21 protein-coding genes are annotated in these 24,237 nt (G+C 61.3%); 12 read left to right on the top strand and 9 right to left on the bottom strand.

From position 1 onward, the window contains the following. The first annotated feature begins 84 nt into the window (after window positions 1-84). Window positions 85-603, top strand: a complete 519-nt coding sequence (locus ACXMYO_RS08725) for a deaminase (protein ID WP_438768296.1) — start codon at window positions 85-87, stop codon at window positions 601-603. Window positions 604-605: 2 nt separating this feature from the next. Here ACXMYO_RS08725 and yejK read toward each other — a convergent pair whose 3' ends face one another. Next, a complete protein-coding gene (gene yejK, locus ACXMYO_RS08720; protein WP_457808431.1) occupies window positions 606-1,598 on the bottom strand; it encodes a nucleoid-associated protein YejK in 993 nt (330 codons plus the stop codon). A 104-nt stretch (window positions 1,599-1,702) separates the two neighbouring features. On the opposite strand from yejK, the gene ACXMYO_RS08715 reads away from it, so the two are divergent. After that, the gene (locus ACXMYO_RS08715; protein ID WP_457808430.1) at window positions 1,703-2,170 is read left to right on the top strand and encodes a GNAT family N-acetyltransferase; all 468 of its coding nucleotides are present in this window, start codon (window positions 1,703-1,705) and stop codon (window positions 2,168-2,170) included. A 456-nt stretch (window positions 2,171-2,626) separates the two neighbouring features. After that, the gene (locus tag ACXMYO_RS08710; protein ID WP_438768291.1) at window positions 2,627-3,217 is read left to right on the top strand and encodes a BPSL1445 family SYLF domain-containing lipoprotein; all 591 of its coding nucleotides are present in this window, start codon (window positions 2,627-2,629) and stop codon (window positions 3,215-3,217) included. Between the two features lie 85 nt (window positions 3,218-3,302). Here ACXMYO_RS08710 and ACXMYO_RS08705 read toward each other — a convergent pair whose 3' ends face one another. After that, window positions 3,303-4,031, bottom strand: a complete 729-nt coding sequence (locus ACXMYO_RS08705; RefSeq protein ID WP_438768289.1) for a YebC/PmpR family DNA-binding transcriptional regulator — start codon at window positions 4,029-4,031, stop codon at window positions 3,303-3,305. Window positions 4,032-4,242: 211 nt separating this feature from the next. On the opposite strand from ACXMYO_RS08705, the gene dbpA reads away from it, so the two are divergent. Next, entirely contained in the window at window positions 4,243-5,649 is a 1,407-nt protein-coding gene (gene dbpA / locus ACXMYO_RS08700; RefSeq protein ID WP_438768288.1) for an ATP-dependent RNA helicase DbpA, read from the top strand. A 100-nt stretch (window positions 5,650-5,749) separates the two neighbouring features. Further along, complete coding sequence (locus ACXMYO_RS08695; RefSeq protein WP_438768287.1) at window positions 5,750-6,622, top strand: PA4780 family RIO1-like protein kinase; 873 nt, start codon at window positions 5,750-5,752, stop codon at window positions 6,620-6,622. Here ACXMYO_RS08695 and ACXMYO_RS08690 read toward each other — a convergent pair. After that, a complete protein-coding gene (locus tag ACXMYO_RS08690; RefSeq protein WP_457808429.1) occupies window positions 6,612-8,531 on the bottom strand; it encodes a putative bifunctional diguanylate cyclase/phosphodiesterase in 1,920 nt (639 codons plus the stop codon). The genes ACXMYO_RS08695 and ACXMYO_RS08690 overlap by 11 nt on opposite strands. Next, window positions 8,528-9,064 carry a heme NO-binding domain-containing protein gene (locus tag ACXMYO_RS08685; RefSeq protein ID WP_438768285.1) on the bottom strand — a complete coding sequence of 179 codons (537 nt, stop codon included), beginning with the start codon at window positions 9,062-9,064 and terminating at the stop codon, window positions 8,528-8,530. The genes ACXMYO_RS08690 and ACXMYO_RS08685 overlap by 4 nt, the downstream gene beginning before the upstream one ends. 367 nt (window positions 9,065-9,431) lie before the next feature. Here ACXMYO_RS08685 and ACXMYO_RS08680 point away from each other — a divergent pair, with 367 nt between their 5' ends. Continuing rightward, window positions 9,432-10,001: a GNAT family N-acetyltransferase gene (locus tag ACXMYO_RS08680; protein WP_457808428.1), complete on the top strand. Its 570-nt coding sequence runs from the start codon at window positions 9,432-9,434 to the stop codon at window positions 9,999-10,001. 104 nt (window positions 10,002-10,105) lie between these two features. Continuing rightward, the gene (locus tag ACXMYO_RS08675; protein WP_438768281.1) at window positions 10,106-10,435 is read left to right on the top strand and encodes a DUF3817 domain-containing protein; all 330 of its coding nucleotides are present in this window, start codon (window positions 10,106-10,108) and stop codon (window positions 10,433-10,435) included. A 12-nt stretch (window positions 10,436-10,447) separates the two neighbouring features. On the opposite strand, the gene ACXMYO_RS08670 is transcribed toward ACXMYO_RS08675, so the two are convergent. Further along, on the bottom strand, window positions 10,448-11,365 hold the full coding sequence (locus ACXMYO_RS08670; RefSeq protein ID WP_457808427.1) for an AraC family transcriptional regulator: 918 nt from the start codon (window positions 11,363-11,365) through the stop codon (window positions 10,448-10,450). Window positions 11,366-11,607: 242 nt separating this feature from the next. On the opposite strand from ACXMYO_RS08670, the gene ACXMYO_RS08665 reads away from it, so the two are divergent. After that, window positions 11,608-12,675 (top strand): NAD(P)-dependent alcohol dehydrogenase, encoded by a 1,068-nt coding sequence (locus ACXMYO_RS08665; RefSeq protein WP_457808426.1) that lies wholly within the window; start codon window positions 11,608-11,610, stop codon window positions 12,673-12,675. A gap of 115 nt (window positions 12,676-12,790) precedes the next feature. Next, window positions 12,791-13,252 carry a tRNA adenosine(34) deaminase TadA gene (gene tadA, locus ACXMYO_RS08660; protein ID WP_438768277.1) on the top strand — a complete coding sequence of 154 codons (462 nt, stop codon included), beginning with the start codon at window positions 12,791-12,793 and terminating at the stop codon, window positions 13,250-13,252. On the opposite strand, the gene ACXMYO_RS08655 is transcribed toward tadA, so the two are convergent. Both ACXMYO_RS08655 and mltF read right to left on the bottom strand, forming a co-directional pair. After that, window positions 13,240-15,237 (bottom strand): diguanylate cyclase, encoded by a 1,998-nt coding sequence (locus ACXMYO_RS08655; protein ID WP_438768276.1) that lies wholly within the window; start codon window positions 15,235-15,237, stop codon window positions 13,240-13,242. The two genes, tadA and ACXMYO_RS08655, sit on opposite strands and share 13 nt — an antisense overlap. Beyond that, window positions 15,234-16,715, bottom strand: a complete 1,482-nt coding sequence (gene mltF, locus ACXMYO_RS08650) for a membrane-bound lytic murein transglycosylase MltF (protein ID WP_457808425.1) — start codon at window positions 16,713-16,715, stop codon at window positions 15,234-15,236. The genes ACXMYO_RS08655 and mltF overlap by 4 nt, the downstream gene beginning before the upstream one ends. Window positions 16,716-16,989: 274 nt before the next feature. Here mltF and purL point away from each other — a divergent pair, with 274 nt between their 5' ends. Together purL and ACXMYO_RS08640 are read left to right on the top strand one after the other, a co-directional pair. Then, entirely contained in the window at window positions 16,990-20,889 is a 3,900-nt protein-coding gene (gene purL / locus ACXMYO_RS08645; protein WP_457808424.1) for a phosphoribosylformylglycinamidine synthase, read from the top strand. A gap of 84 nt (window positions 20,890-20,973) precedes the next feature. Next, window positions 20,974-21,417 carry a GNAT family N-acetyltransferase gene (locus ACXMYO_RS08640; RefSeq protein ID WP_438768272.1) on the top strand — a complete coding sequence of 148 codons (444 nt, stop codon included), beginning with the start codon at window positions 20,974-20,976 and terminating at the stop codon, window positions 21,415-21,417. Window positions 21,418-21,466: 49 nt separating this feature from the next. Here ACXMYO_RS08640 and ACXMYO_RS08635 read toward each other — a convergent pair whose 3' ends face one another. Next, a complete protein-coding gene (locus tag ACXMYO_RS08635; protein ID WP_457808423.1) occupies window positions 21,467-21,787 on the bottom strand; it encodes a putative quinol monooxygenase in 321 nt (106 codons plus the stop codon). Window positions 21,788-21,865: 78 nt separating this feature from the next. Next, a complete protein-coding gene (locus tag ACXMYO_RS08630; protein ID WP_438768269.1) occupies window positions 21,866-22,279 on the bottom strand; it encodes a hypothetical protein in 414 nt (137 codons plus the stop codon). An 85-nt stretch (window positions 22,280-22,364) separates the two neighbouring features. Between ACXMYO_RS08630 and ACXMYO_RS08625 the strand changes: the two genes are divergently transcribed. Next, entirely contained in the window at window positions 22,365-24,179 is a 1,815-nt protein-coding gene (locus ACXMYO_RS08625) for a DEAD/DEAH box helicase (RefSeq protein ID WP_457808422.1), read from the top strand. Window positions 24,180-24,237: the final 58 nt, after the last annotated feature.

Raw genomic sequence — 24,237 nt, 5'->3', positions numbered from 1 at the left:
ACTTAATCATTACTGAAGGTTACGAACGGGGCATTTTTTGTGCCCGCTCGCTGCGTCTCAATATCAGGGAAGGAAGTGGATCAAATGATCGATGAAGAGGCTTGCAAGCATCTCGAGCGCTGTGTGGCACTGGCGCGCGAGGCCCTCAGGGCCGGCGACGACCCCTTCGGCAGTGTGCTGGTCGATGGCAGTGGCCGGGTGGTCAAGGAGGCGCGCAATCGGGTGGTGACGGGGGATGCCACCGAACATCCGGAACTTGTACTGGCACGCTGGGCGGCCGCTCACATGACACCCGAGGCGCGCGCCGAGGCCACGGTCTATACCTCCGGTGAACACTGTCCGATGTGTGCCGCCGCCCATGCCTGGGCGGGGCTGGGGCGTATCGTGTTTATCAGCTCGTCAGCCCAGCTGGGCAAGTGGCTTGCGCAGTTTGGTGCGCCGGCCGCGCCCGTGCAGATGCTGTCGATCGGCGAGATCGCCCCCGGGGTCGTCGTTGAAGGGCCGGTGCCCGCACTGGTGGCAGCCGTGCGGGCGCTGCATGAGCGGCGCCATCGTGGGACGCATCGCAAAATCCTGCCGGCCTCCGGGTCGTTCGAGCGCTAGCTTTATTTGTCGAGAAGCTGTGCTTTCAGCTTGTCGGGCACCTTTTTGATGATGAGCCGATCCTGGGCTTCGTTGTATTCGATGCTGTCGCCCAGCAGGTGCGAGTCAAAGCTGATCGACATGCCGCCGGCGCGGCCGGTAAAGCGGCGAAACTGCTGCAGGGTGCGCTTGTCCGGCGGGATCTCCGGGGAGAGGCCGTAATCCTTGTTGCGGATGTAGTCGTAAAAGGCGTCCGGGCGTTCGTCATCCACCAGACTGGAGAATTCCTCGAGCGTGATCGACTCGCCGTTTTTTGACTGGTCGCTGGCATAGTCGATGACCGCGTCGGTCTTCTCGCGGCTTTGCGTTTCGTCCATCGACTCGCTTTCCACAAAGTCGCTGAAGGCCTTGAGCAGGGTGCGGGTTTCGCTGGTCGAGTCCACGCCCTCCACACAGCCCAGCAGCGCCTGAAAATCCTCGCTGAGCTTTTTGCCGCCGCGGTCGCGGGTAAAGGCGATGTATTGCTTTGACTGACCGGCCTGCCACTGGGTCAGGTCGATGCGCACCGCCAGTGTCATCTGGCTCAGATTGAGCAGGCGAGCCGTGGTGACGTTGAGCTGCTCGTCAATCGTAAAGCCTTCGCGATAGTGCAAAAGCGCCACGGTCAGAAATTCGGCCTCGCCCTGACGGGCATGGACAAACAGCAGCGGCCCGCCGGTGGGAAGGTGCTCATCGATCAGCGCGCGAAAGCCCTCACCACTTTGCCGGGTAAAGTCGACAAAGTCCCGGTTGCCGGCCAGATAGTCGCTCAACGCGTGGGCAAAGGTGCTTTGTGCTTCGCCATCGTTGAAATGGCCCCAGCCTCGCGTCTTGCCGTTGAAGGTCGCATTGAAATGGTTGAGCAGGCTCTCCATCGCCGCTGATTCGGCCATGGGGGCGCTTGAGGCGCTGAGTGTCGCGTTCTGGTCGTCGGCGGACTTGTCGAGGTGATGGACGATGCTTTGAAGAATCGGCATGACAATGATCCGGCAGAAAATGTGGCGCGATGATAACGCGACAAGGGCCTCAGGGGCAGTATGACGCCTTGTGTGTCATGCCCCGGGAGCGACATGATGGGGCCATGACGCACTTTGATATTCGTCGCTATCGACGAGAGGATTTCCACGCTCTTGCCGCGCTGTATTTCAGCGCTAAGGGCGATGAGTTTCGCTTCGAGCCGAACGGGCCCGAACGGTTTCCGGTTATACCGTTACCTTTTGATGAGTCACGTTTGAAGGCTTTTAGTGATTGCGAGGCGCTGTTAATGATCGGTGACGCGGAACCTGTCGGCGTTATCTACTGGCGGGAAAGCCATATCGTGGGCCTGCTGGTGGATCCTGCCGTGCGCGGCAAGGGGGTCGGGCGGGCATTGATGACGGCGGCACTCGCTCAAATGGGGGAGAGCGTCACACTGGCGGTGGTGGTTTCCAATGTACCAGCGATCAGACTGTATCAATCCCTGCGCTTTCATGGCGTGGGCCGGCGTCAGGGGTATTATCAGGGGGTAGCGGTCACGCTGCTGGAGATGGCGCGTGGCCCGATCGGTTGACATCAGGGCTGGATCAGATTTTCGTCTTGCGCCCCGGGCGCAGGCGCAGGGTTACATCGATGCCGAGGACCTGACGCCGGCATGGTGGGCCATATCGCCCTGGGTCTGACTGTGCATCAGCGCGGAATGATCCTCGGAAGGCGATGGGTTACCGGCGAAGACCATGCCATAGATCAAGAGGATGGCGGTTGTTATCGCAAGACATTTGTCAGTCAACATCATGGTGGTGAATCTCCTGGTCCAAAATCACGTCGTCAGCCCTGACCAGGCTGACGCCTTATCGTGACCGTTTAATGACAAGGACGATCAGAAGAGAAAAGCGCCTTTATAGGGGTATTTTTCGGACACGCCGGCTGAAACGTCATTTCTGGTCTATAACTCAACGGTAGCGTTACCTTATTTAATGTCACCGTAAGCTTTTGAAGCGGTGCCTCGTTCAAGGCAAGGAGGCCAGTCATGTCACGTTTTTCACGCTTTACCCGTACCAGTGCCCTGGTGCTGGCGGCTGTACTGGGCGCCACCACGCTGTCGGCCTGTACTACCACCAGCCCCTCCGATCGCCAGAGCCAGGTGGCCAAGCGCGCCGAGCTTGATCAGAGCGTGCAGGAAACGCTCGACCGGCTGTATCGCACGGCGCCTCAGGCCCGCAGTCTGGTGCAGCAGGCGCAGGGAGTGCTGGTGTTCCCGGGTGTGCTCGGCGCAAGCTTTGTGTTCGGCGCCAGCCACGGCGACGGGCAGCTTTTGATTGATGGGTCTGATGCCGGTTACTACACCACCACCAGTGGCTCGGTCGGTTTCCAGGCGGGCGCGCAGTCCCAGGCGATCGTTTATCTTCTGATGAGCGAGGGTGCACTCAATCGCGTGCGCAGCGATAACGGCTGGTCGATTGGTGCCAATGCAGGGGTTGCCGTGGCCGATGTCGGTGCCAACGGTCAGATCACCAACAACACTGCCAATCAGGAAGTTGTTGCCTTTGTCATGAACAATCAGGGCATTCAGGGTGGGGTATCACTTGAAGGGGCGAAAATTTCCAAGGTCGGCCGTTAACGCCGGGCATCCAGCGATAGCTTCTGCCATTTGAAAATGAAAAAACCCACCGATCGGTGGGTTTTTTCGTGAGTGCCGGCGCGCGTCAGGCGCTCTCGGGCAGCTCGGCGTTGTGATAGATGTTTTGTACATCGTCCAGGTCGTTGAGCATGCCCAGAAACTTCTCGAGATGGGCGACGTCTTCCCCTTCGACCGGGGTGGTGGTCTGTGGCACGAACTGGATCTCGTCGGTGTCGAAATCGAGTTCGCCGAAGGTATCCAGAAGCGCCTGCTTGGCTTTGGCATATTCAGTGTGCGGGGCAAAGACCGTGAGGCGACCGTCCTCGTTTTCGATGTCGCTGACGTCAACATCGGCTTCCATCAGCGCCTCGAGGGTGGCGTCTTCATCCTCGCCCTTGAAGGCAAGAATGGCGCTGTGATCGAACATGTGGCTGACGCTGCCGGGTGTGCCGATCTTTGATTTCGTCTTGGTAAAGACGCCGCGCACATCGCCGAAGGTGCGGTTGGGGTTGTCGGTCAGACACTCCACGATCACCATGCAGTTGCCGGGGCCAAAGCCTTCATAGCGTGCCGGCGAGAAATCCTCACCGCCTGCGCCATTGGCCTTGTCGAGCGCCTTGTCGATGACGTGTGAGGGCACCTGATCCTTCTTGGCCCGCTCGATCAGACCACGCAGGGTCAGATTGCCGGACGGGTCGGTACCGCCTGACTTGGCGCAGACATAGATTTCACGCCCATACTTGCTGTAGACCTTGGTCTTGGCGTCGGCCGTTTTGGCCATGGATTCCTTGCGGTTCTGGAAAGCCCTGCCCATATCGAATTCCGTTCCTTGATTACCATTATGAAGCCGATTTTACGTTAATGGCGCCGGAAGCGAACAGCGTTATTTGAAACGACCCGCGTCGGGTCGTGAACGCACCCGACTCACGGATATTGCGCATCGGCTCTGTTATGCTGCGCGCCCTGCACATAATGCCTTGCATGACGGGCAGTCCATTTACTACAGCCTACAAGGATTTGTCCTCATGTCGAACGATGCCTCGGAGGCCGTGACCGATTTCGCGGCGCTGGATCTGCCGCCGACACTGGCAGAGAATCTGGCAACGCTTGGCTATCACACCATGACGCCCATTCAGGCCGAAAGCCTGCCGTTGATGCTGGCCGGTCGGGACGTGATCGGTCGCGGGCGTACCGGCTCTGGCAAGACCGCCGCTTTCGGGCTGGGCCTTCTGGCGCGTCTGGACGTCAAGCGCTTTTGCGTCCAGACGCTGGTGCTGTGCCCGACGCGCGAGCTGGCCGATCAGGTTGGCGAGGAGATCCGGCGTCTGGCCCGCGGCCTTCACAACGTCAAGGTGCTGACCCTGTGTGGCGGCGTGCCGGTCGGACCCCAGCGAGAGTCACTGGCCCACGGCGCGCATATCATCGTGGGCACGCCCGGGCGGGTGGAGGATCATCTGCGCCGGGGCTCGCTGAGCCTTGACGCTTTGACCGTGCTGGTGCTCGATGAAGCCGATCGCATGCTCGACATGGGCTTTCAGGACGCCCTCGATGCCATTATCGAGGTCACCCCCCGTCGTCGTCAGACGCTGCTGTTCAGCGCCACCTGGAGCGAGTCGCTGGCGCCGGTCGCCGCCCGGGTGATGCAGGACCCGACAACCGTCGAGGTGGATACCGATCACGATGAGCACAGCATTCGTCAGCACTTTTACGCCGTCGACAACGATACGGCGCGCCTTGAGGCGCTGAGACGATTGCTGCTCAAGTATCGCCCGACCTCCAGCGTGGTGTTTTGTAATACCCGGCGCGAGGTGCAGTCGGTCAGCGATGCCCTCAACGATCACGGTTTTGATGCCGCAGCGCTTCACGGTGACATGGAGCAGCGCGACCGCGACCGAACGCTGATTCTTTTGGCCAACGGCAGCATCTCGATTCTGGTCGCCACCGATGTGGCCGCCCGCGGGCTTGATGTCGAAGCGCTGGATGCGGTGTTCAACTATCAATTGGCCCACGACGTGGAAACGCATGTCCACCGGGTTGGGCGCACCGGGCGGGCCGGCGGGCAGGGCACGGCTCATAGTCTGGTCGGTGAGCGCGAACGCGCGCGGCTCTCGCTTCATGAAACGCAGCAGGATGGCCCGGTAACGCTTGAGGCGCTGCCGGATGCGAGCGTGCTGACGCGCTCGCCCTTCAAGCCGGCGATGGCGACGCTTGTGATCGATGCCGGCAAAAAGCAAAAGATTCGCCCGGGCGATATCGTCGGAGCCCTGACCGGGGAGGCCGGTATCGACGCCTCACAGGTGGGTAAAATCAGGGTGCTGGATCGAAATGCCTGGGTGGCGGTACACCGTGATGTGGCGGATGCCGCACTGCTGCACCTGAACAACGGACGCCTCAAGGGGCGCAGCTTCCGGGCACGGCGCGTGTCGCGCTGATCCTCCGATATCAGGTACGGATCATGTACGTTGCGTGTCGATAGGGTCATCATGACCGCTATATTGGACTTGTCATGACAGGAGCGAGCAAAGAGGTCGCATGAAAATTCCCAAACGATTGCAGCCACTGGTAGATGATGGGCTGATCGATGACATCGTGTTTCAGCTTCAAAGCGGCAAGGAAGCTCAGGTCTACGTGGTGCGCTGTGGCAGTGAGCTGCGCTGTGCCAAGATCTTCAAGGAAGCCAGCAAGCGCAGTTTCAAGCAGGCCGTTCAGTATCAGGAGGGGCGCCAGGTCCGCAACAGCCGCCGGGCCCGCGCCATGTCCAAAAAGACCCGCTACGGCCAGCGCGAACAGGAATCGGCCTGGCTCAACGCCGAGGTCGAGGCGCTGTACCGACTGTCTGACGCCGGCGTACGCGTGCCCGAGCCGCACGGTTTTGTCGACGGCGTACTGCTCATGGAGATGATCGTTGATGACGAAGGCGATCCCGCCCCGCGTCTTGATGACATCAAGCTCAGTGAAGAACAGGCGATCGAGTACCATCACCGCATTGTGACGGATGTGGCGCGCATGCTGTGCGCCGGGCTGGTCCATGGCGACCTGTCGGAGTTCAATGTGCTGGTGGGACGTGAAGGCCCGGTCATCATCGATCTGCCTCAGGCCGTTGACGCTGCCGGCAACAACAATGCGCCGCGCATGCTGCTGCGTGATGTCGACAACATGCGTCGCAGCTTCGGGCGCTACGCGCCGTCGCTTTTGAATACCGACTATGGCCTTGAGATCTGGTCACTCTATGAAGCCGGTGAACTCCATCCCGACCATCCGCTGACCGGCATTTTCGACCGTGACAGTGCCAGCGTGGATGTCAGCGACCTGCTCGAGGTCATCGAGGACGTGCGCGAGGAAGAGCAGGAGCGTCGACGTCGCGAGCAGGAGCAGGACGAGGAGGACCGGGACATCAGTCAGTAAAGGGCCCGAGTGGCGCGATCTGCGCCGTTTTCGAGTGTAAAAGCTCGGTCATGGCGCGCTCGCTGATCGGACGGCTGAAGTAGTACCCCTGCAGGCAGTGCGCGCCGAGGTCGCACATGATGTGTGCGACCTCGGCCGTTTCGATACCCTCGGCGGTGACATCAAGCCCGCAGGCCTGGGCAATCTGGATGATGGCCCGCACGATCGTGATATCCCGCCCGGAATGCGCCTCGGCAAGCTTGAGCACAAAGCTCTTGTCGATCTTGAGAATGTCCAGCGGCATCCACTGCAGGTAGCTCAGCGCACTGTAGCCGGTACCGAAGTCATCCAGCGCCAGTCGTACGCCCATCGCTCTCAGTCGGGCCAGACGGTCGAGTACTGCCTTTTCGGCGCTGATGTAAAGGCTTTCCGTGATTTCCAGAATCAGACAGCTCGCCGGCAGGCCGCTGTCTTTCAGTGCATCGACGACATGATTGACGAAGGCCTCTTCACGCAGCTGTATCGGTGAGACGTTGATCGAGATGCTTTCAAAGGTGTGCTGTTCAAGACGCCAGCGTGCGGCCGTGTGGATGACGTCATGCAGCATCTGTCGGCCCACTTCGCGGATGAGCCCCTGTTCTTCCAGCAGAGGAATGAATTCGGCAGGGCCGGGCGCATCGGCGGTCTGCCAGCGCAGCAGCGCCTCTGCACCCACGATCCGGTAGTCACTCGAGACAATGGGTTGAAAGAACGCCACGAATTCCTGACGGGTAACGGCCTGGCGCACGCGCAGGGCGAGCTGTTTGCGTCGCTCGAGCTGCTCGGCAATCTCGGCGTCAAAGCGGCGCAGACTGGTACCGCCGTGTTCGCGAGCATGGCTCAGGGCGGTGTCAGCGGTGTAGAACAGGGCGTGCCCATCGCTGGCATCGTCGGGGTAAACGGCAAGGCCGGCGCTGAAGGCCGGATCGATACGGTAGTGATCGAGTATCAAAGGCTGGGTGAGATCGGCCAGCAGCGCCTCGACAAGGGTGTCGGCATGACGGACATCGATCAGGGGCAGCAGCAGCACGAACTCATCGCTGCCCAGGCGCGCCACGCTGCGACTCAACGGCTCACTTTCAAGACGTCGGGCAATCTCGAACAGGTAACGATCGGCAATCTCGTGGCCGTACTCCTCGTTGATCTCTCCAAACCCGGACAGATCGATATACAAAAGCGCCAGCGGTCGCGTGTCGATGGTGATGGTTTCAAGGTCACGAAAGAACGCGGCCCGGTTCAGGGCGCCGGTGAGCACGTCACGCCAGGCCATGCGCTCGATGGCCTGGCGGTCGCGTTCACTCTTGTAGACATGGGCCAGCTCGCGCACCAGTGCCAGTATCATCTCCTGGCTGAAGGCCGGGTCGTCATCCTCGAGATAGGAAAAAAGCTCCATCGCGCCCATGCACTGCTCACCGATGCCGATACCGCAGAGAAACCGCCGTGGCATGTTCTCCGGCCAGCGCTTCTCGGCAGTGATGCGCTCATCGGCCATGAACTCGAGCGGGCTGGCCTGTTCCAGCCACATCCGGGCCGAGGCGGTCAGGCTGTCGCCGGGGCGGGTCAGCGGGTTTTCACCTTCACACAGGGCAGACACGCGCACCGGTGGCGTGATGTTGTCAAAGGGCTTGTAGACGACGCGACAGTAGCGCCAGACCGTGTGCTTCAAAAGCGCCTTCAGGGCCTCCTGAGTGGCCTGGCGCAGGCGCATGCTGCCGTGCGTCTGGGTGGCAACCTGAGAGATGGCCTGAAGCTTTAACTGCTCGCGATAAAGGCGGCGCGTGCTGGTTTCGGCAACGTGCTCGGCATCATGACGAGCCTTGCGTTCACGCGCGAGCTGCCTTTGCAGGCGCTCGATGGTGTCGGGAAGATTTTCCGAGAGCGGTTTTTTCATCGGATCGTGATACGAAAAAGGCAGTGATCATCACCGCGGTGGCGACACTGGATATGGTCGATTTCGATGGATTCGTCAAAGTAGTCACCACAGCCCTGCATCAGCCCGTGAGCAAGGCTGCAGATGCCGCGCGCCGATCGATACTCCATCACCATGGTGTTGTCGGAGACCTCATGATAATGAAAGACCGGGACGATGGCATCGGGGTGATATCTGACCACCTCGGGGTGAATGACATTATTGAGCGCTTTGAGCGTGGCAAATGTCGTGTTGAAGCGCTCGAGCATGCCCGGGTAGAAGCCGCCAAGACGCGGCAGCATCTCGCGGCCCAGCCAGTGAAGACACTCCCGTGGTGTCATGCCCGTGCGGTGACTGGCAGCGCTTACCAGCGACAACATGTCATGGTCGTCATAGTTGCCAAGCGATGAATAGGCGCCGCTGACGCGGGCATCGTCGAGTATCTCTTCCCAGAGCTGTTCATCGAAGCGACTGACCACAATGTCGTTAAACATGTTGAAGATGATGCCCTTCATGCCCTGATCCCTTTCGTGGTCGTCACGTCCGTTCGTGCGCTGTCTGCCATACCATATCGGCCGGACGGTGGTGGGCTGAAGCCTGACCATGGTCGAGGCGCCGTGACCGATGCCATGAATACAGAGTATTTCATCGCGTCAATACATCGATGGTTGCGCATGAACCGGTCTGCTTTATTAAGGTATATTTCAACATTGCCGGCAAGAGAAGCCTTTCCTGGGGCCTCGGGTCATGACCCATCGTGTGGCCATCGCTGGCCGCAGGGCTATCTCCAACCCGAAATGGCCGCATGGGTGGTTTTATGCGTCTACCTGCATATAGTGGGAGACAAGGTCACACCGCTTACGATTTCCGAAAAGGCCGTACATGTTCAGTCATCCGATCACCGAGACGCTGTCCCTATCGCTGCTCCACCCGCATATGGCGCCCGAACTCTATCGGCTGGTGGACGACAACCGGCGCTTTCTGAGCCAGTGGCTGGGCTGGGTGGCCCAGACGAACTCACCGGCCGATAGTGCCGCCTTCATTCGTCAGGCGCTGCACGATTACGCCGACGGCAGGCGTCTGGTATGCGGTCTCCACTATCATCAGGGGCGTCCCCGGCTGGTGGGGACAGTGAGTTTCAACGAGATCGTGCCGGCGACCGGCCGGGCCAGCCTGGGCTACTGGCAGGGGGAGCGCTGGCAGGGGTTTGGGCTGATGACGCTGGCCTGTCAGGCGATGATCCGGCTGGCGTTTGAGCAGTACGGCCTTGAAAAGGTGCAGATCGCGGCAGCAACAGGCAACACCCGAAGCCGGGCCGTCTGCGAGCGTCTGGGCGCCACACTTGAAGGTGTGATCACGCGCGCCGAAAACGTCAACGGTGTCGTGCATGACCACGCCGTTTATGGTTTATGCCGTGAAATAACCACATCGCCGATCGAGACAGGGCACTGATGGGCAGCGCCCGGTCTCGATGGCGGGTAGCGCCGCGGCACATTCGTTCATTAAAGTAGTCCCATGATTTCTTTCCAATCTGCACCGATTCAAGAGAGCCTCCATTGAACACCCCCGATCTGATACATACTCGAATGAAACGTCTGCGGCTGGTGTCCATACTGGAAGGCACAACGCTTTTGCTTTTGATTGTGGTGGCCGTACCGCTCAAGCATGTGGCCGGTCTGCCGATTGCCGTCTCCATCATGGGGCCCATCCATGGCGTGGCCTTTTTGCTCTATCTGTCGGTGGTCTTTCGAGTGGTGTCCATGGGCGGCTGGAACGGGCTGGATATCGCCCGCATGATTCTGGCGGCCTTTCTGCCGTTCGGCGCCTTTATCAATGCCCCTTTCATGCGTCGCAAGGAGAAGGATCTGGTACGAATGGCCACGTAAGCGTTTGCGGGCTTATTCGGCCCGGTCGCGAGGCGAGTGCTGATCACTTGCCGGCTGATTGCCAAAGTAACGCTTGTATTCCCGACTGAACTGCGAGGCACTCTGATAGCCCACGGCGCCGGCGGCACTGCTGACGTTGTGGGTTCTGGCCGTGATCATGGCGCGGGCCTTCAAAAGCCGGATGCGCTTTTGATACTGCAGGGGCGACAAATGGGTAAAGCGCTTGAAGTGATGATGAAAGGCCGAAGCGCTCATGTTGACCTTCTCGGCCAGCGTTTCGACGGCCAGCGGCTGGGCATAGTCGCGATGCAGCGTCTCCAGCGCATGGCCGATGCGCCCATACTGGGTCTGCTGCAACAGCTGGCGCAGTGATTCTCCCTGTGGCCCCCTGAGTGCCTCGAACAACACCTCCCGAATGCGCTGTTGGCCCAGTGCCCGGCACAGCGTTTCATCGTGCAGACACTCCAGCAGGTGCATGACGCCATGGCCCATGGAATCCGGCAGCGTGACGGCTGCCATGGGATCGGGCGATGAGACATTGTCCGTGGCGGTCGGCATGACCTGAGCCAGCTCTCCCAGCATGATCATGTCGATGCCGATAAAGACCCCCAGCAGGGGCGCCTGCGGTGTGGCCTGCGTCTCGCATTCAAAGGGCACCGGCATGGCCTGTACCAGATAGTGCCCGGCGCCATAGTGAATGACGCGCTCGCCCAGATAGCCCACCTTTTCACCCTGAGCGATGATGATCAGTCCCGGCTCGTAGACCAGCGGCGTGCGCTGATGGCTGCCGTGAAGGGCCATCAGCTGCACCCCTTCAAGGGCCGTGGGGATGTAGCCGTCCCGATCGATCAAGGGCGTTATCAGATCGCACATGCGCTGATAAAGGGCATGAGAGCCAGCATAAGCGTTCTGGAGGAGGGCTTCAGACATGGGGTGGGTCGATCCGTGGTTCGTGGCGGTGTCCGGCGTTGATGATCAACGGTAACAGGATTGTGCATACAAAGCGCCAAAACGATACCTTGTAACGATTTTTTCTGCAGGAATAGGCAAGTACGTAGCAGGACCATGTATGGCGCGACGCCGGCTTCGCTCCCACACTGATGCCACTTCAACGTGACCTGTTCAAGCGCAGGTCGTCAATTTTGACGCATCACGCGCAAGGAGACGTATTCATGTCGACACCCGCCAGAGGCTATGCCGCTCATAGCGCCGAAACACCGCTTGCGCCCTGGAATTTCGAACGCCGCGCGCCGCGTCCTGATGATGTTTCCATCGAGATCATGTACTGCGGCGTCTGCCACAGTGACCTTCACTTCGCCCGTGATGACTGGGGCATGGCCGCCTACCCGGTCGTCCCGGGGCATGAGATCGTGGGGCGTGTCACCGCCGTGGGCGATGACGTCACGGCCTACAAGGCCGGCGATATCGTCGGTGTGGGCTGCATGGTGGATTCCTGCCGTCAGTGCAACTCCTGTAACAGCGGTCTTGAGCAGTACTGCGCTGAAGGGTTCACCATGACCTATGGCAGCCCTGACCGGCACGACAATACCCTGACGCAGGGCGGATATTCCGACTCGGTCGTGGTCAGCGAGCGATTCGTGGTCCGCATGCCCGAGGGCATCGACCTCAAGTCCGCCGCACCGCTGCTGTGTGCCGGCATCACCACCTATTCACCGCTCAAGCACTACGGCGTCAAGCCGGGCGACAGGGTGGGCGTCATCGGTATGGGCGGTCTGGGTCACGTGGGTGTGAAGCTTGCCAGCGCGCTGGGCGCCGAGGTCACACTCTTTACCCGCTCCGAGTCCAAGGTCGCCGAGGCGAAGGAGCAGGGCGCCGATCATGTGGTGGTTTCCACCGATGACGAGCAGATGGCTGCCATCACCGAGACCTTTGATTTCATGCTTGATACCGTTCCGGTACAGCATGACATCAACCCCTATCTCAACGCGCTCAAGCCCGACGGCACGCACATTCTGGTCGGCCTGCTCGAGCCTATCGACCCGGCCGTCAGCGGTGCCAATCTGGTGTTTCGTCGCCGGGTGCTGGCCGGCTCGCTCATCGGCGGCATGCCCGAGACCCAGGAAGTGCTGGAGTTCTGCGCCGAGCATGGCATTACCTGTGATGTCGAGATGATCAACATCGATCAGATCAATGAGGCCTGGGATCGCATGCAAAAGGGCGACGTGCGCTATCGCTTCGTGATCGACATGGCCTCCATGAAAGGCGACCGCGCGGCCTGATCTGACGCCGGCTCTCCGGTCCTGTTCAAACCGGCGCCCCTGGGGCGCCGGTTTTTTTATATCATCACGCATTGCCCATTCGGGCAGCAGCTCCATTATCCGACGGAAGTGATTTATGCACAGCGATGAATTCTATATGCACCGGGCGCTGGATCAGGCCCATCTGGCGATGGCTGCCGGTGAAGTGCCGGTGGGAGCGGTCGTGGTCAGCGCCGAAGGTGAGGTAATCGGTGAGGGATTCAACGCTCCGGTCGGGCAACATGACCCGACAGCGCATGCCGAAGTGCAGGCGCTGCGTGATGCCGGCCAGCGCTCCGGCAACTATCGACTGACCGGGTGCACGCTGTATGTCAGTGTCGAACCCTGCCTGATGTGTACCGGGGCCATCATTCATGCCCGGATCAAGCGGGTTGTCTATGGGGCGCCGGAGCCCAGAACCGGCATGGCGCAGTCAAAGGCCAATCTTTTTGCCCAGCCCTGGCACAACCATGACGTTGAAGTGGTCTCGGGCGTACTGGCAGCGCCTGCCCGGCGGCTTTTGAAAACCTTTTTTGCGCAGCGGCGTCAGTCGTTTTGAGTGCCGGATGATGTCGAATCCAGCGCGCCGGCCACTTCAACGCGATTGCGTCCGGCAAGCTTTGCTCGATAAAGCGCCTGGTCGGCTGCCTGAATGAGATCCGACAGGGTATCGCTGGCGCGGCGGGTCGTGATCAGCCCGGCGCTGATGGTGACGTGGTAGCGTGCGTCGTGTCTTGCCAGGTGCAGCGCCTCGACGCCGTGACGCAGCTGCTCGCCAACCTCTGCTGCCTTTTCGGGAGTGATCCCGGGCAGACAGGCAATAAACTCTTCTCCGCCGAAGCGGGCCAGCATGCCGCCATGGGCGATGACGACTTCCTGCATGCGAAGCGCCACGCGCTGTAAATAGTCATCGCCGGTGGGATGGCCCAGCTGGTCGTTGATCTGCTTGAAGTGATCGATATCCAGCAAGATCAGTGTCCTGGGCCGGGAGGCATCCAGTTTTCCAACCCACTGGCTGAAATAGCGCCGGTTGGGGAGGCGGGTCAGCTCGTCATGCTGTGCCAGCCACTCCACCTCCTGTTGCAGGGCGATGCGTTTTTCCACTTCGCCCCGCAGGCGATAGTTGGCATCCTTGACGCCGCTGTGGCGCCGACGCAGGCGGTGATGAAAATACATCAGCAGATAGATCATCCAGGTAAAGAGCAGCCCGGTGATCAGCACGATAGCCGGCAGCTTGGAGCGCTCGTCAAAAAGACGGGCATAGCTTGCCTCGGCACAGAGTGTGAAGTTGCTCTGGCCCAGCCGCAAAATGTTGCAGTGCTCCAGCATGCTCAGGGCGCCGGGGGCATCGGAGCTGTACAGGGTATTGCCCTCATGCAGGACCCGAATGCGAAAGTTGTGGTTGTCCCGGGCGTCGTCGAGGGTTGCAAAAAGGCGTGACGGGTCGACCACAAAGGCCGCCGCGCCCTGAACGGCGGAGCTGTTGAGATCACGAATGGGCTGATAAAAGATCACGCCACGCCCGCCATTGGTCAGACTGACCATGCCGGTGGCGCCAGCCTTTCCGCCGAGCGCATCGGCCAGCGCTTCATCATCTTCGCTTGAGAGCACATGGTGGCCCAGCAGCGGTTGATTGGCCCGCCGGGGGTAGGCGTGCATGATGCGCGGCCCCTGGCGATGGATGTAGGCGATGGTCTGCATGTAGTCGAAATGATCGACAAGGTGTTGCGCGCGATGGGTCCAGGCACGGCTTGAGGGCGCTTCACCGGCGCTGTCCCAGCTGATGGCAAAGCGCTGCATGGCCTGGTCGCTGACGCTGATCTCCTGGCCCAGCCGCTCGCTGAGGGCATCAACACGCGTACGCGCCACCTGATTGACCTCGCGAATGTTCTGGCTGTTGTGGTAGTGCCAGAGCACCAGCAGCACCAGCAGTACGGCCATCGCGGCGGCCAGCGCGACGCCGATGGCGCCCGGGCGACGCTGGGGCCACTGTGTGACCACTTCGGCGGCCAGTAACAGTGCGATGGCCATCAGCGTGGATGCCGACAGCGACACCTCATGCAGCGAGACAAACCAGTGCTGCTCGATCAGGTGCATGGCGGTCAGCATGCCTGCCATGGCCAGTAAAATGGGGGCAACGCCACCCGGGCGCGTGGGGAACAGCGGCAGGAGCAATAAAAACACCAGCGCCAGGGTGATCAAAATGGACGGGCGCAGGGAGTAAAAGGGCACCCGGTCAGGCCAGCGATCAAACAGCATTGCCCACTGGCCGTAATCCATGATGCCGTCCGGCAGCACAAAGGAGCCCATCAGGGCGAGCAGCGGTAGCAGCGTGACAGCGGAAACCGCCATGGCGCAGGGTTTCAGATGATAGGGGCGCCACCGGCCGGCGAGGTTCATCGCAAGCCTTGATAGCGTGACCATGCCCACCATGGCCAGCAGCAGGTGTTCCAGCGAGCGCGTCAGCCACCATCCCGCCATGACACAGGGCAGGGCAAGCAGGGTCAGCAGCAGGTCACCATGACGGGCGAAAAGGGCTTTCATGGAACAGGCGGTACGGTCTCGAAGACGGGGGTGGTCGTTGTACTGGCCGTGGCACGCGAAAGCGATGAGAACTGATGCTGGCTGCGTTCCACCCAGTTCAGAATCTCTTCGTAGCGCTTGATGTTGCGCACGTAAAGTGCGGCCACATTACCACGCGCAAAGCCATGTTCCACGCGGTTATACCAGCTGCTCTCCTGCAAAAGCGGCAGCATCTGTTTAATCGAACCCCACTCATCCGGATCATGGCCCTGAAGGCGTGCCAGTCGGCGCGCGTCATAGAGATGGCCCAGCCCCAGGTTATAGGCGGCCAGCGTCATCCAGGTCCGGTCCGGCTCGGCGACCGTGTCGGGAATTCGGTCATGCAGATAGCGCAGATAGCGGGCGCCGCCGTCGATGCTCTGCTGCGGGTCCTTGCGGTCAGACACATTCATGTGGCGGGCCGTATCACGGGTCAGCATCATCAGTCCCTTGACGCCGGTCGGAGAGACGGCGTCGGGTTGCCAGTGGGACTCCTGATAGCCCACCGCTGCCAGAAGCTTCCAGTCAAAGCCGGTGTCGCCGGCGGCCTGTTTGAAATCATTCATCCATTGGCCCAGATGCGCCTGTGCCTGGCCGATAAAGCGCCGCGCGCCGACATATTCAAGGTAGTCATCATGGCCAAAGTACTTCTGTGTCAGACGCTCCAGATCACCGGAGCGTCGCATGCCATCAATAAAGGCATTGGCGCGCTCCACCAGCGATGGGTCAGTGCGAGCCGGGAAGGCCCACGCCAGAGTGACGGGCTCACCGATGGTCAGCGCGCTCGCCACGTCCGGAAAGAACAGGCGGCTCAATTTGAACTCGTGAGCATAGACCACTGCAGCGTCAAGTTCTCCGCTTTCCACCATGCCCAGCAGATCCGTGGTCTCGATATCGGGGCTTTCACGCCAGGTCAGTGTCGGATGCGTTTTCTGCAGATCGCGCAGAACCCGGCTGGTACCGGCACCGGCCACCGTGCCGATATCCAGCCCGTCCAGATCCTGGATCGTTTTGGGCGCCTGCGCGCCGCGTCGATAGGCCACCATGGGCTGCATCGACATGATCGGATGTGAATAGGTCACATCCTGGCGCTGGCGGTCCAGTACCAGACCGGCCGCGCCGATGTCGGTCTGACCGCCGGCCACCTGTTCGAGCACATCGCCGATATGGTGGTCGTTTTCCACGGCAAGGCTCACGCCCAGATCATCGGCAAAACGGCGAAAGAGCTCGAACTCGAACCCGGTCGGTCCCTGGCGGCCTTCATAAAAGGTGGCCGGCGTATTGCGCGTGGTGATTTCGAGAAAATCACGCCGCTGGATGTCAGCCAGGGTGGTGGGAGAGGTCATCGGCATCAGCTCGGCAGACCACGTCGAGATCGCGCGGGCAGGCGTCAGCAGCAGCAAAAGCGCCACCGCAAGCCCTGCAATCTGTCGGGTTGTGCGTAAAAAATGCCTGTACATGGGAAGAAACGGCCGTTTGAAAGAGGCCTCAAGATACCGATGGTAACCACCCCCGGCTAGTCGATGGCTCTTACCTGCACGATAGCCTCAGTCTTTCGACTGACGCGGAACCATAACCGTCTCGCGTGGTAGACCTTCGCCTCATGAGTCGCTTTCCAGTATGATGGCGCCCTCGCCGCCTGGCGCTGTTTCAATACGGGGGCCGCTGTATCCTTTCGATGGCGTTCCCGCACCACACCTCATTTCCTGTCAGTCAGTAGAGGCTTCGTTCGTCATGCTCGAACTGCACGGCCAGAGTGCCCTTTCTTCCTTTCGTCACGCCCGTTTGCTTGCCCGCCTGCGTGAGGCGATGCCGGGCGTGACAGACGTGCGGGCGATGCACCGCTACTTTCTGGACGTCGAACGGACGCCAGAGCCCCGGGTGCTCGAGCGTCTTTGTGCGCTGCTGGAGGCCGAGCAGACAACCGCTTCGGTACCGACCGGTGCCCTGTATCTGGTGGTGCCGCGCTTTGGCACCGTCTCGCCGTGGTCTTCCAAGGCCACCGATATCGCCCACAACTGCGGGCTGCACCAGGTGCGTCGCATCGAAGCGGGCGTGGCCTATTTCGTCGAGACGGGCGCGCTGCCCTCAAGGGAGGAAGCCGAGGCGATTCGCCAGGTGCTCGCCGATCGCATGACGCAGACCGTGCTGTTTGACACAAGCGATGCCGCAAAGCTCTTTGAGCGCCATCAGCCGGCGCCGGAAAGCCACGTGGACATTGTGCAGGGCGGGCGCGAGGCGCTGGTAGCAGCCAACGTCACGCTGGGTCTGGCCCTTGCCGAAGATGAAATCGACTATCTGGTCGAGTCCTTCACCGACCTTGGGCGCAATCCCAGCGATGTCGAGCTGATGATGTTTGCCCAGGCCAACTCCGAGCATTGCCGCCACAAGATATTTAATGCCGACTGGCGCATTGACGGCCAGGCGCAACAACACTCGCTGTTCGGCATGATTCGCAATACGCACCAGTGTTCACCGGACAATGTACTGTCGGCCTACAGCGACAATGCCGCCATTATCCGTGGCCATGACGCAGGGCGCTTTCTGGCCGACAGCCGGGACTTTCGCTTTGTGACCCATCAGGAGCCGATCCATATCCTGATGAAGGTCGAAACGCACAACCACCCGACGGCCATTGCCCCCTATCCGGGCGCGGCGACCGGCGCCGGCGGCGAGATCCGTGACGAGGGCGCGACCGGGCGTGGCGGCAAGCCCAAGGCCGGCCTGACCGGCTTTACCGTCTCCAACCTGCGTATCCCCGAGCTGTTGCAGCCCTGGGAGGTGTTTGATTACGGCAAGCCCGAGCGCATCAAGAGCGCACTCGACATCATGATCGAGGCGCCCATTGGCGCGGCGGCGTTCAACAACGAGTTCGGCCGCCCGGCGCTCAACGGCTATTTCCGTACCTATGAGCATGACGTGGTCGGCCCGGCCGGCGTCGAGCGGCGCGGCTACCACAAGCCCATCATGCTGGCCGGCGGCTACGGCAGCGTGCGCGATGAACACGTGCTCAAGGGTGATATCACCGTCGGCGCGAAGCTGATCGTCATGGGTGGACCGGCCATGCTGATCGGGCTGGGCGGCGGGGCGGCCTCATCGGTGGCCTCCGGCAGTACCAGCGATGCGCTGGATTTTGCCTCGGTGCAGCGCGATAACGCCGAAATGGAGCGCCGCGCCCAGGAAGTCATCGATCGCTGTATCGCGCTGGGCGAAGACAACCCGATCAGCTTTATCCATGACGTGGGGGCCGGCGGTCTGTCCAATGCGCTGCCGGAACTGGTCAAGGATGGCGGTCGTGGCGGACTGTTCAACCTGCGTGAGGTGCCCAGCGCCGAACCCGGCATGACGCCGCTGGAGATCTGGTGCAACGAGGCACAGGAGCGCTACGTGCTGGCTGTGGCGCCGGAATCGATTGAATATTTCGAGTCGCTGTGCGCCCGTGAGCGCTGCCCGTTCGCCGTGGTCGGTGAGGCGACCGAGGCGCACGAGATCACGGTGGTGGACGAGCACTTTGAGAGCCGCCCCATTGATCTGCCCATGAGCGTGCTCTTTGGCAAGCCGCCGAAAATGCAGCGCAGCTTCGAGCGCCGCGAGACCACCCAGCCGCCCCTGATGCTGGACAATCTGGACCTCAACGAGGCCATGGATCGCGTGCTGCAGCTGCCGGCGGTGGCCTCCAAAAGCTTTTTGATCACCATCGGTGATCGCACCGTGGGCGGCATGAGCGTGCGCGATCAGATGGTCGGTCCCTGGCAGGTGCCGGTGGCGGACTGTGCGGTGACCACGGCCGCCTTTGACACTCATGCCGGTGAGGCGATGGCCATGGGCGAGCGTACCCCCACGGCGCTGATTTCACCGGCGGCGTCGGCACGTCTGGCCGTGACCGAGGCGATCACCAATATCGCCGCGGCGCCCATCGAGGCGCTTGGCGATATCAAGCTGTCCGCCAACTGGATGAGTGCCGCCGATCACGAGGGCGAAAATCAGGCCCTGTATGACGCGGTCCACGCTGTGGGCATGGAACTCTGCCCGGCGCTGGGCATTGCCATTCCGGTCGGCAAGGATTCGATGTCAATGCGCACCGCCTGGCATGACGGCGAGCGCGACAAGTCCGTGACGGCGCCGCTGTCGCTGATCATCTCGGCCTTTGCCCCGGTCAGCGATGCCCGAAAGACCCTCACACCGCAGCTCGATCCCCGTGAAAAGACCGAGCTGTTGCTGATCGATCTCGGCCGCGGCAAGAATCGGCTTGGCGGCTCGGCCCTGGCCCAGGTCTATGGTCAGCTGGGCGCGCACGCACCGGATCTGGACGCACCCGAGGATCTGGCCGGCTTTTTCAACGCTGTCCAGAAGCTCAATCGTGACGGCCGGCTGCTGGCCTATCACGACCGCAGCGACGGCGGGCTGCTGGCAACGCTTGCCGAGATGGCCTTTGCCGGCCACTGCGGTCTGGCAGCCTCGCTGGACACTCTGGTGCGCGATGCCCATCAGGCCACTGCGGCATTGTTTGCCGAGGAGCCGGGCGCGGTCATCCAGGTGCCTCAAAACGAGCTCGATACCGTGCTGGCCGTGCTCAGGGAGGCGGGGCTTGATGAATGCGTTCATCGCATCGGTGCGCCGACAGGGGATGATCGCTTCTCGGTGACGCTCTATGACACCGCGCTGATCGAGACCACGCGGGTACATGCACTGCGCACCTGGGCGGAAACCAGCTATCAGCTGCAGGCACGTCGTGACAACCCGGAGTGCGCCCGTCAGGAGTTTGATTCGCTTGACGAGATCCGCAATCCGGGGCTGCATGCTGCCCTGAGCTACGACGTTGACGAAGACGTGGCCGCGCCCTTTATTAACCAGGGGGCCGCACCCCGGGTGGCGATCCTGCGCGAGCAGGGCGTCAACGGTCAGCTGGAAATGGCGTGGAACTTCACCAACGCCGGCTTTGAAGCCATCGACGTTCACATGTCCGACATTCTGGAAGGGCGCGTGGATCTGGCCGATTTCCAGGGCGCGGCGGCCTGCGGCGGCTTCTCCTATGGGGACGTGCTGGGTGCCGGCGGCGGCTGGGCGAAATCGATTCTCTTCAGCGAGCGCGGTCGCGAACAGTTTGCGCACTTTTTCGAGCGTGAAGACACCTTCGCGCTTGGTGTGTGCAACGGCTGTCAGATGCTGTCTCAGCTGAAATCGCTGATTCCGGGTGCCGATCACTGGCCGCGTTTTGTGCGCAACCTCTCCGAGCAGTACGAGGCGCGCGTGTCGATGGTGCGTGTTGACTCGACACCGTCGCTGTTTCTGGCCGACATGGCAGGCTCAAGAATGCCGATTGCCGTGGCGCATGGCGAAGGGCAGGCGCAGTTCCGCGATAGCGCTCATCTGCGTCAGGCTCAGGCCAGCGGCACAATCGCGCTGCGCTACGCGGACAACTTCGGGGAGGTCACCACCGGCTATCCGGCCAATCCCAACGGCTCGCCGGCCGGCATTACCGGCCTGACCACTCAGGATGGCCGTGTGACCATCATGATGCCGCACCCCGAACGCGTGGCACGCGCCGTGACCAACTCTTGGCAGCCGCAAGAGTGGCGCGAGGCCGGCGGCTGGATGCGCATGTTCCGCAATGCAAGGAAGTGGGTAGGCTAACCCTTTCATCGCTGATCAATGTCGCATCAAGGGCGCTGCTACTGAAGACGCTCCTTGCAGACGAATGTCGAACGGAGGCCTTGCATGGCGTCAGTGATTTGCATCGGACTGGATCGTGACGCCGAGATCATGCGTATATGGGAAGACGCCGTGCGCGGTTCTCATGATTTCCTGTCCGAGCAGGACATCGCCACGCTACGCCTGCAGGTGCATCGCCAATGGCTGCCTGTCGTGACGCTATGGGGTGTCATGGCATCGGATGGTGGTCTCGCCGGTTTCATGGGGTGCTCCGATGCCGCCATTGAGATGCTCTTTGTGGCACCTGACTGGCAGGGGCATGGCGTCGGTAAAGCGCTGGTGCTTCAGGCGCTGACCTCACAACGTCAGCAAGTGGATGTTAACGAGCAGAACCCGGCAGCGCTGGCGTTTTATCAGGCAATGGGTTTTGTCGTAGAGAGCCGCTCGCCTACTGATTCGCAGGGGAACCCCTTTCCTGTCCTGCACATGAGATGGGCCGGACAGGGCTGACAAAAAAGGGCCTCTTGTAGAGGCCCTTTCATGTGTCACGACGTGCCGATCAGTTCTGCGGACGCGCGGCCGGGCTTAAAAAGCGCACGTTCGGCGCTTCTTCCAGCAGCGGGTCGGTGCCTTCCTTGAAGGGCTTGTAGTGGGGCATTTCCATGTGCTTGTCGAACGCGGCGCGGTCGGTGTAAACCTCGTGAAGAATGACGATGTTGCCGTCTTCTTCCGGCACCAGCACATCGAACTGATGGCAGCCGCTTTCATTGGCCAGCGACTCGTTGGCGTCGTTGTGGGCCAGCGCCAGAAACGCATCGCGCTGGCCCTGCTTGATTCGAAATTCCGCCAGAACGACAAAATTGGCATTGGTTGCGCTCATCATGATTCTCCTGCAGCTATTGAGTGTTTCGACAACGGTCATGCAGCCTGCGACGCTGATGCGGCCCCGGGCGTGGCGTCAGTGCACTCTGGGCGCCGGGCCCATGCCCATGCGCTCGTGAAATTCGGCGACCGCGCTTCTCAGGAGTTCCAGAAGCCCGGGGATCAGGGCCACACCCTGTTCGGGGCCTTCTACAAACTGCTCTACGCTAACGTGAACGGCTTCACCGTGAAGGACGACCTTGGCCGCCTTGATGGCATTCATGACGTCATTGCCAATGTCGAGCAGCTGGGCACGGTCGGTGCCGGCATCGGCCTGCCAGATGCCGGGCAGCATCAGCTGAAAAAAGGCCGGCTCGTCCTCGGCCACGACCAGCACGAACTCCAGGCTTTCGAGCGTGATACGTGCGGCATGCGTATCGATGGCTTCCACCTGGAAGTCCATGGCGCCCAGGCTTTCAATGTAGTGCTCGATCTGTGTGTTGGCCTGCATTGTGTCCTCTTCGGTCACCAGAGGTGACGGTTTTAAACATTCAGCCAGTCCCGCAACCCAGGGATTACAGGATCAGTATAAGGACATGTCAGCGTCTTTAACGACACCCCCGCAGCTGCGCCCCTATCAAAAAGAGGCCGTCGAGCGCGTCGTCGGTCATTTTCGCCGGGGCCATGACCCGGCGGTCGTGGTGCTGCCCACCGGCAGCGGCAAGAGTCTCGTGATTGCCGAACTGGCCCGGATCGCCCGCGGACGTGTGCTGGTGCTGGCCCACGTGCGTGAACTGGTGGCGCAAAACCACGCCAAGTATGAAGCCTACGGGCTCAGCGCCGATATCTTCAGTGCCGGACTCGGGCGTCGTGACAGCCAGCGTCAGGTGGTCTTCGGCTCGGTGCAGTCGGTGATCAACGCCCTTGATGAGTTTGATGACGGTCAGTTCACGCTGCTGGTCATCGACGAGTGCCATCGCGTGGCCCCCATGGTAGACGACAGTGCGCAGGGCAAGCGTCGTCAGCAGCCCGGCAGTTACCAGCGCGTGATTGATCATCTGCGGGCGGCCCGACCGGATATCAAGGTACTGGGGCTGACGGCAACCCCCTATCGGCTGGGGCAGGGGTTTATCTATCACCGCCACTATCACGGCATGGTACGCGGACCGGAAACGACCTTTTTCCGCGACTGCGTGTTCGAACAACCCCTGCGCGTCATGGTCAAACAGGGATATCTGGCCGAGCCCAGGCGCATCGATGCGGCCGTAGCGCGCTATGACTTTTCACAGCTTTCGCCCCGCGCGGGCGGTCAGTACGCCGAATCCGATCTCAACCGGGTGGTCAGCGGCAATCGCGCTACACCGGTGATCATCGAGGATGTCATGGCGCACGCTCATGACCGTCAGGGGGTGATGATCTTTGCCGCTACCGTGGCGCACGCCGAAGAGATCATGGGCTATCTGCCCGACACAGAAGCGGCACTGGTGACCGGGACCACCCCCGGTCGCGAGCGTGAGGCCCTGATCGAGGCCTTCAAGGCGCGCGAGATCCGGTATCTGATCAACGTCGCGGTGCTGACCACCGGCTTTGACGCCCCGCATGTGGATCTGATCGCGATTTTGCGCCCGACCGAATCGGTCGGGCTCTATCAGCAGATCGTCGGGCGCGGGCTGCGCCTGTCGCCCGGCAAGCGTGATTGTCTGGTGCTGGATTATGCCGGCAACCCCTGGGCGCTTTATGGTCCCGAGATCGACGCGCCGCGACCGGACAGTGACAGCGAGCCGGTGCAGGTCGAGTGCCCGGAGTGCGGCTTTGCCAACATCTTCTGGGGCAAGCGTGACGGCGAGCTGGTCATCGAGCACTTTGGCCGGCGCTGTCAGGGGCTGGTCGAAGACGAGCAGGGCCGGCAGGTACAGTGTGATTTTCGCTTTCGCTACAAGGTCTGCGAGCAGTGCGGGGCGCAAAACGACATTGCGGCACGACGCTGTCGACACTGCCAGGAGCAGCTGATCGATGCCGACGACAAGCTGCGCGATGCCCTTAAGCTCAAGGATGCCCGGGTGCTCAGGGTCAGTGGCATGATGCTCGAGGAGAGCGCCAACGGCCGTGGCCTGGCCCGTTTGAAGGTCACCTACGTGGACGAGGACGGCGCCACGCTCTCGGAGTGGTACGCCCTGGAAACGCCCGCCCAGCGCACCGCGTTTTACCATGCCTGGCTCAAGCAGCATCTGCGCGCGCCGGGCAGCGACTGGCAGCCGACCACGATCAGGGCGGTGATCGACTCGCGCCAGCGCCTGCGCCATCCGGATTTCGTGGTGGGGCGCAAGATCGGGCGGTACTGGCAGGTGCGCGAGCGCCTTTTCGATTACGAGGGGCGCTATCGGCGCGCCGACAGTGCCGAGGGCGACTGACCCGGGCGTTATCACGCCTTGTTATTCTGTTAGAATAAACGTCGTTGTCGTTCGACAA

It is taken from the genome of Kushneria sp. EE4, from assembly GCF_977968315.1.
Note: the sequence above shows the minus strand (reverse complement) of the source record. Positions and strands in the feature narration are given on the sequence as shown.

Coding starts and splice junctions, on each gene's coding strand:
- ACXMYO_RS08710 (WP_438768291.1), top strand. CDS start 2,627: ATGTCACGTTTTTCACGCTTTACCCGTACCAGTGCCCTGGTGCTGGCG.
- ACXMYO_RS08630 (WP_438768269.1), bottom strand. CDS start 22,279: ATGCAGGCCAACACACAGATCGAGCACTACATTGAAAGCCTGGGCGCC.
- ACXMYO_RS08625 (WP_457808422.1), top strand. CDS start 22,365: ATGTCAGCGTCTTTAACGACACCCCCGCAGCTGCGCCCCTATCAAAAA.
- ACXMYO_RS08640 (WP_438768272.1), top strand. CDS start 20,974: ATGGCGTCAGTGATTTGCATCGGACTGGATCGTGACGCCGAGATCATG.
- ACXMYO_RS08695 (WP_438768287.1), top strand. CDS start 5,750: ATGAAAATTCCCAAACGATTGCAGCCACTGGTAGATGATGGGCTGATC.
- ACXMYO_RS08685 (WP_438768285.1), bottom strand. CDS start 9,064: ATGAAGGGCATCATCTTCAACATGTTTAACGACATTGTGGTCAGTCGC.
- ACXMYO_RS08690 (WP_457808429.1), bottom strand. CDS start 8,531: ATGAAAAAACCGCTCTCGGAAAATCTTCCCGACACCATCGAGCGCCTG.
- mltF (WP_457808425.1), bottom strand. CDS start 16,715: ATGTACAGGCATTTTTTACGCACAACCCGACAGATTGCAGGGCTTGCG.
- ACXMYO_RS08670 (WP_457808427.1), bottom strand. CDS start 11,365: ATGTCTGAAGCCCTCCTCCAGAACGCTTATGCTGGCTCTCATGCCCTT.
- yejK (WP_457808431.1), bottom strand. CDS start 1,598: ATGCCGATTCTTCAAAGCATCGTCCATCACCTCGACAAGTCCGCCGAC.
- ACXMYO_RS08665 (WP_457808426.1), top strand. CDS start 11,608: ATGTCGACACCCGCCAGAGGCTATGCCGCTCATAGCGCCGAAACACCG.
- tadA (WP_438768277.1), top strand. CDS start 12,791: ATGCACAGCGATGAATTCTATATGCACCGGGCGCTGGATCAGGCCCAT.
- ACXMYO_RS08705 (WP_438768289.1), bottom strand. CDS start 4,031: ATGGGCAGGGCTTTCCAGAACCGCAAGGAATCCATGGCCAAAACGGCC.
- ACXMYO_RS08725 (WP_438768296.1), top strand. CDS start 85: ATGATCGATGAAGAGGCTTGCAAGCATCTCGAGCGCTGTGTGGCACTG.
- purL (WP_457808424.1), top strand. CDS start 16,990: ATGCTCGAACTGCACGGCCAGAGTGCCCTTTCTTCCTTTCGTCACGCC.
- ACXMYO_RS08715 (WP_457808430.1), top strand. CDS start 1,703: ATGACGCACTTTGATATTCGTCGCTATCGACGAGAGGATTTCCACGCT.
- ACXMYO_RS08680 (WP_457808428.1), top strand. CDS start 9,432: ATGTTCAGTCATCCGATCACCGAGACGCTGTCCCTATCGCTGCTCCAC.
- dbpA (WP_438768288.1), top strand. CDS start 4,243: ATGTCGAACGATGCCTCGGAGGCCGTGACCGATTTCGCGGCGCTGGAT.
- ACXMYO_RS08655 (WP_438768276.1), bottom strand. CDS start 15,237: ATGAAAGCCCTTTTCGCCCGTCATGGTGACCTGCTGCTGACCCTGCTT.
- ACXMYO_RS08635 (WP_457808423.1), bottom strand. CDS start 21,787: ATGAGCGCAACCAATGCCAATTTTGTCGTTCTGGCGGAATTTCGAATC.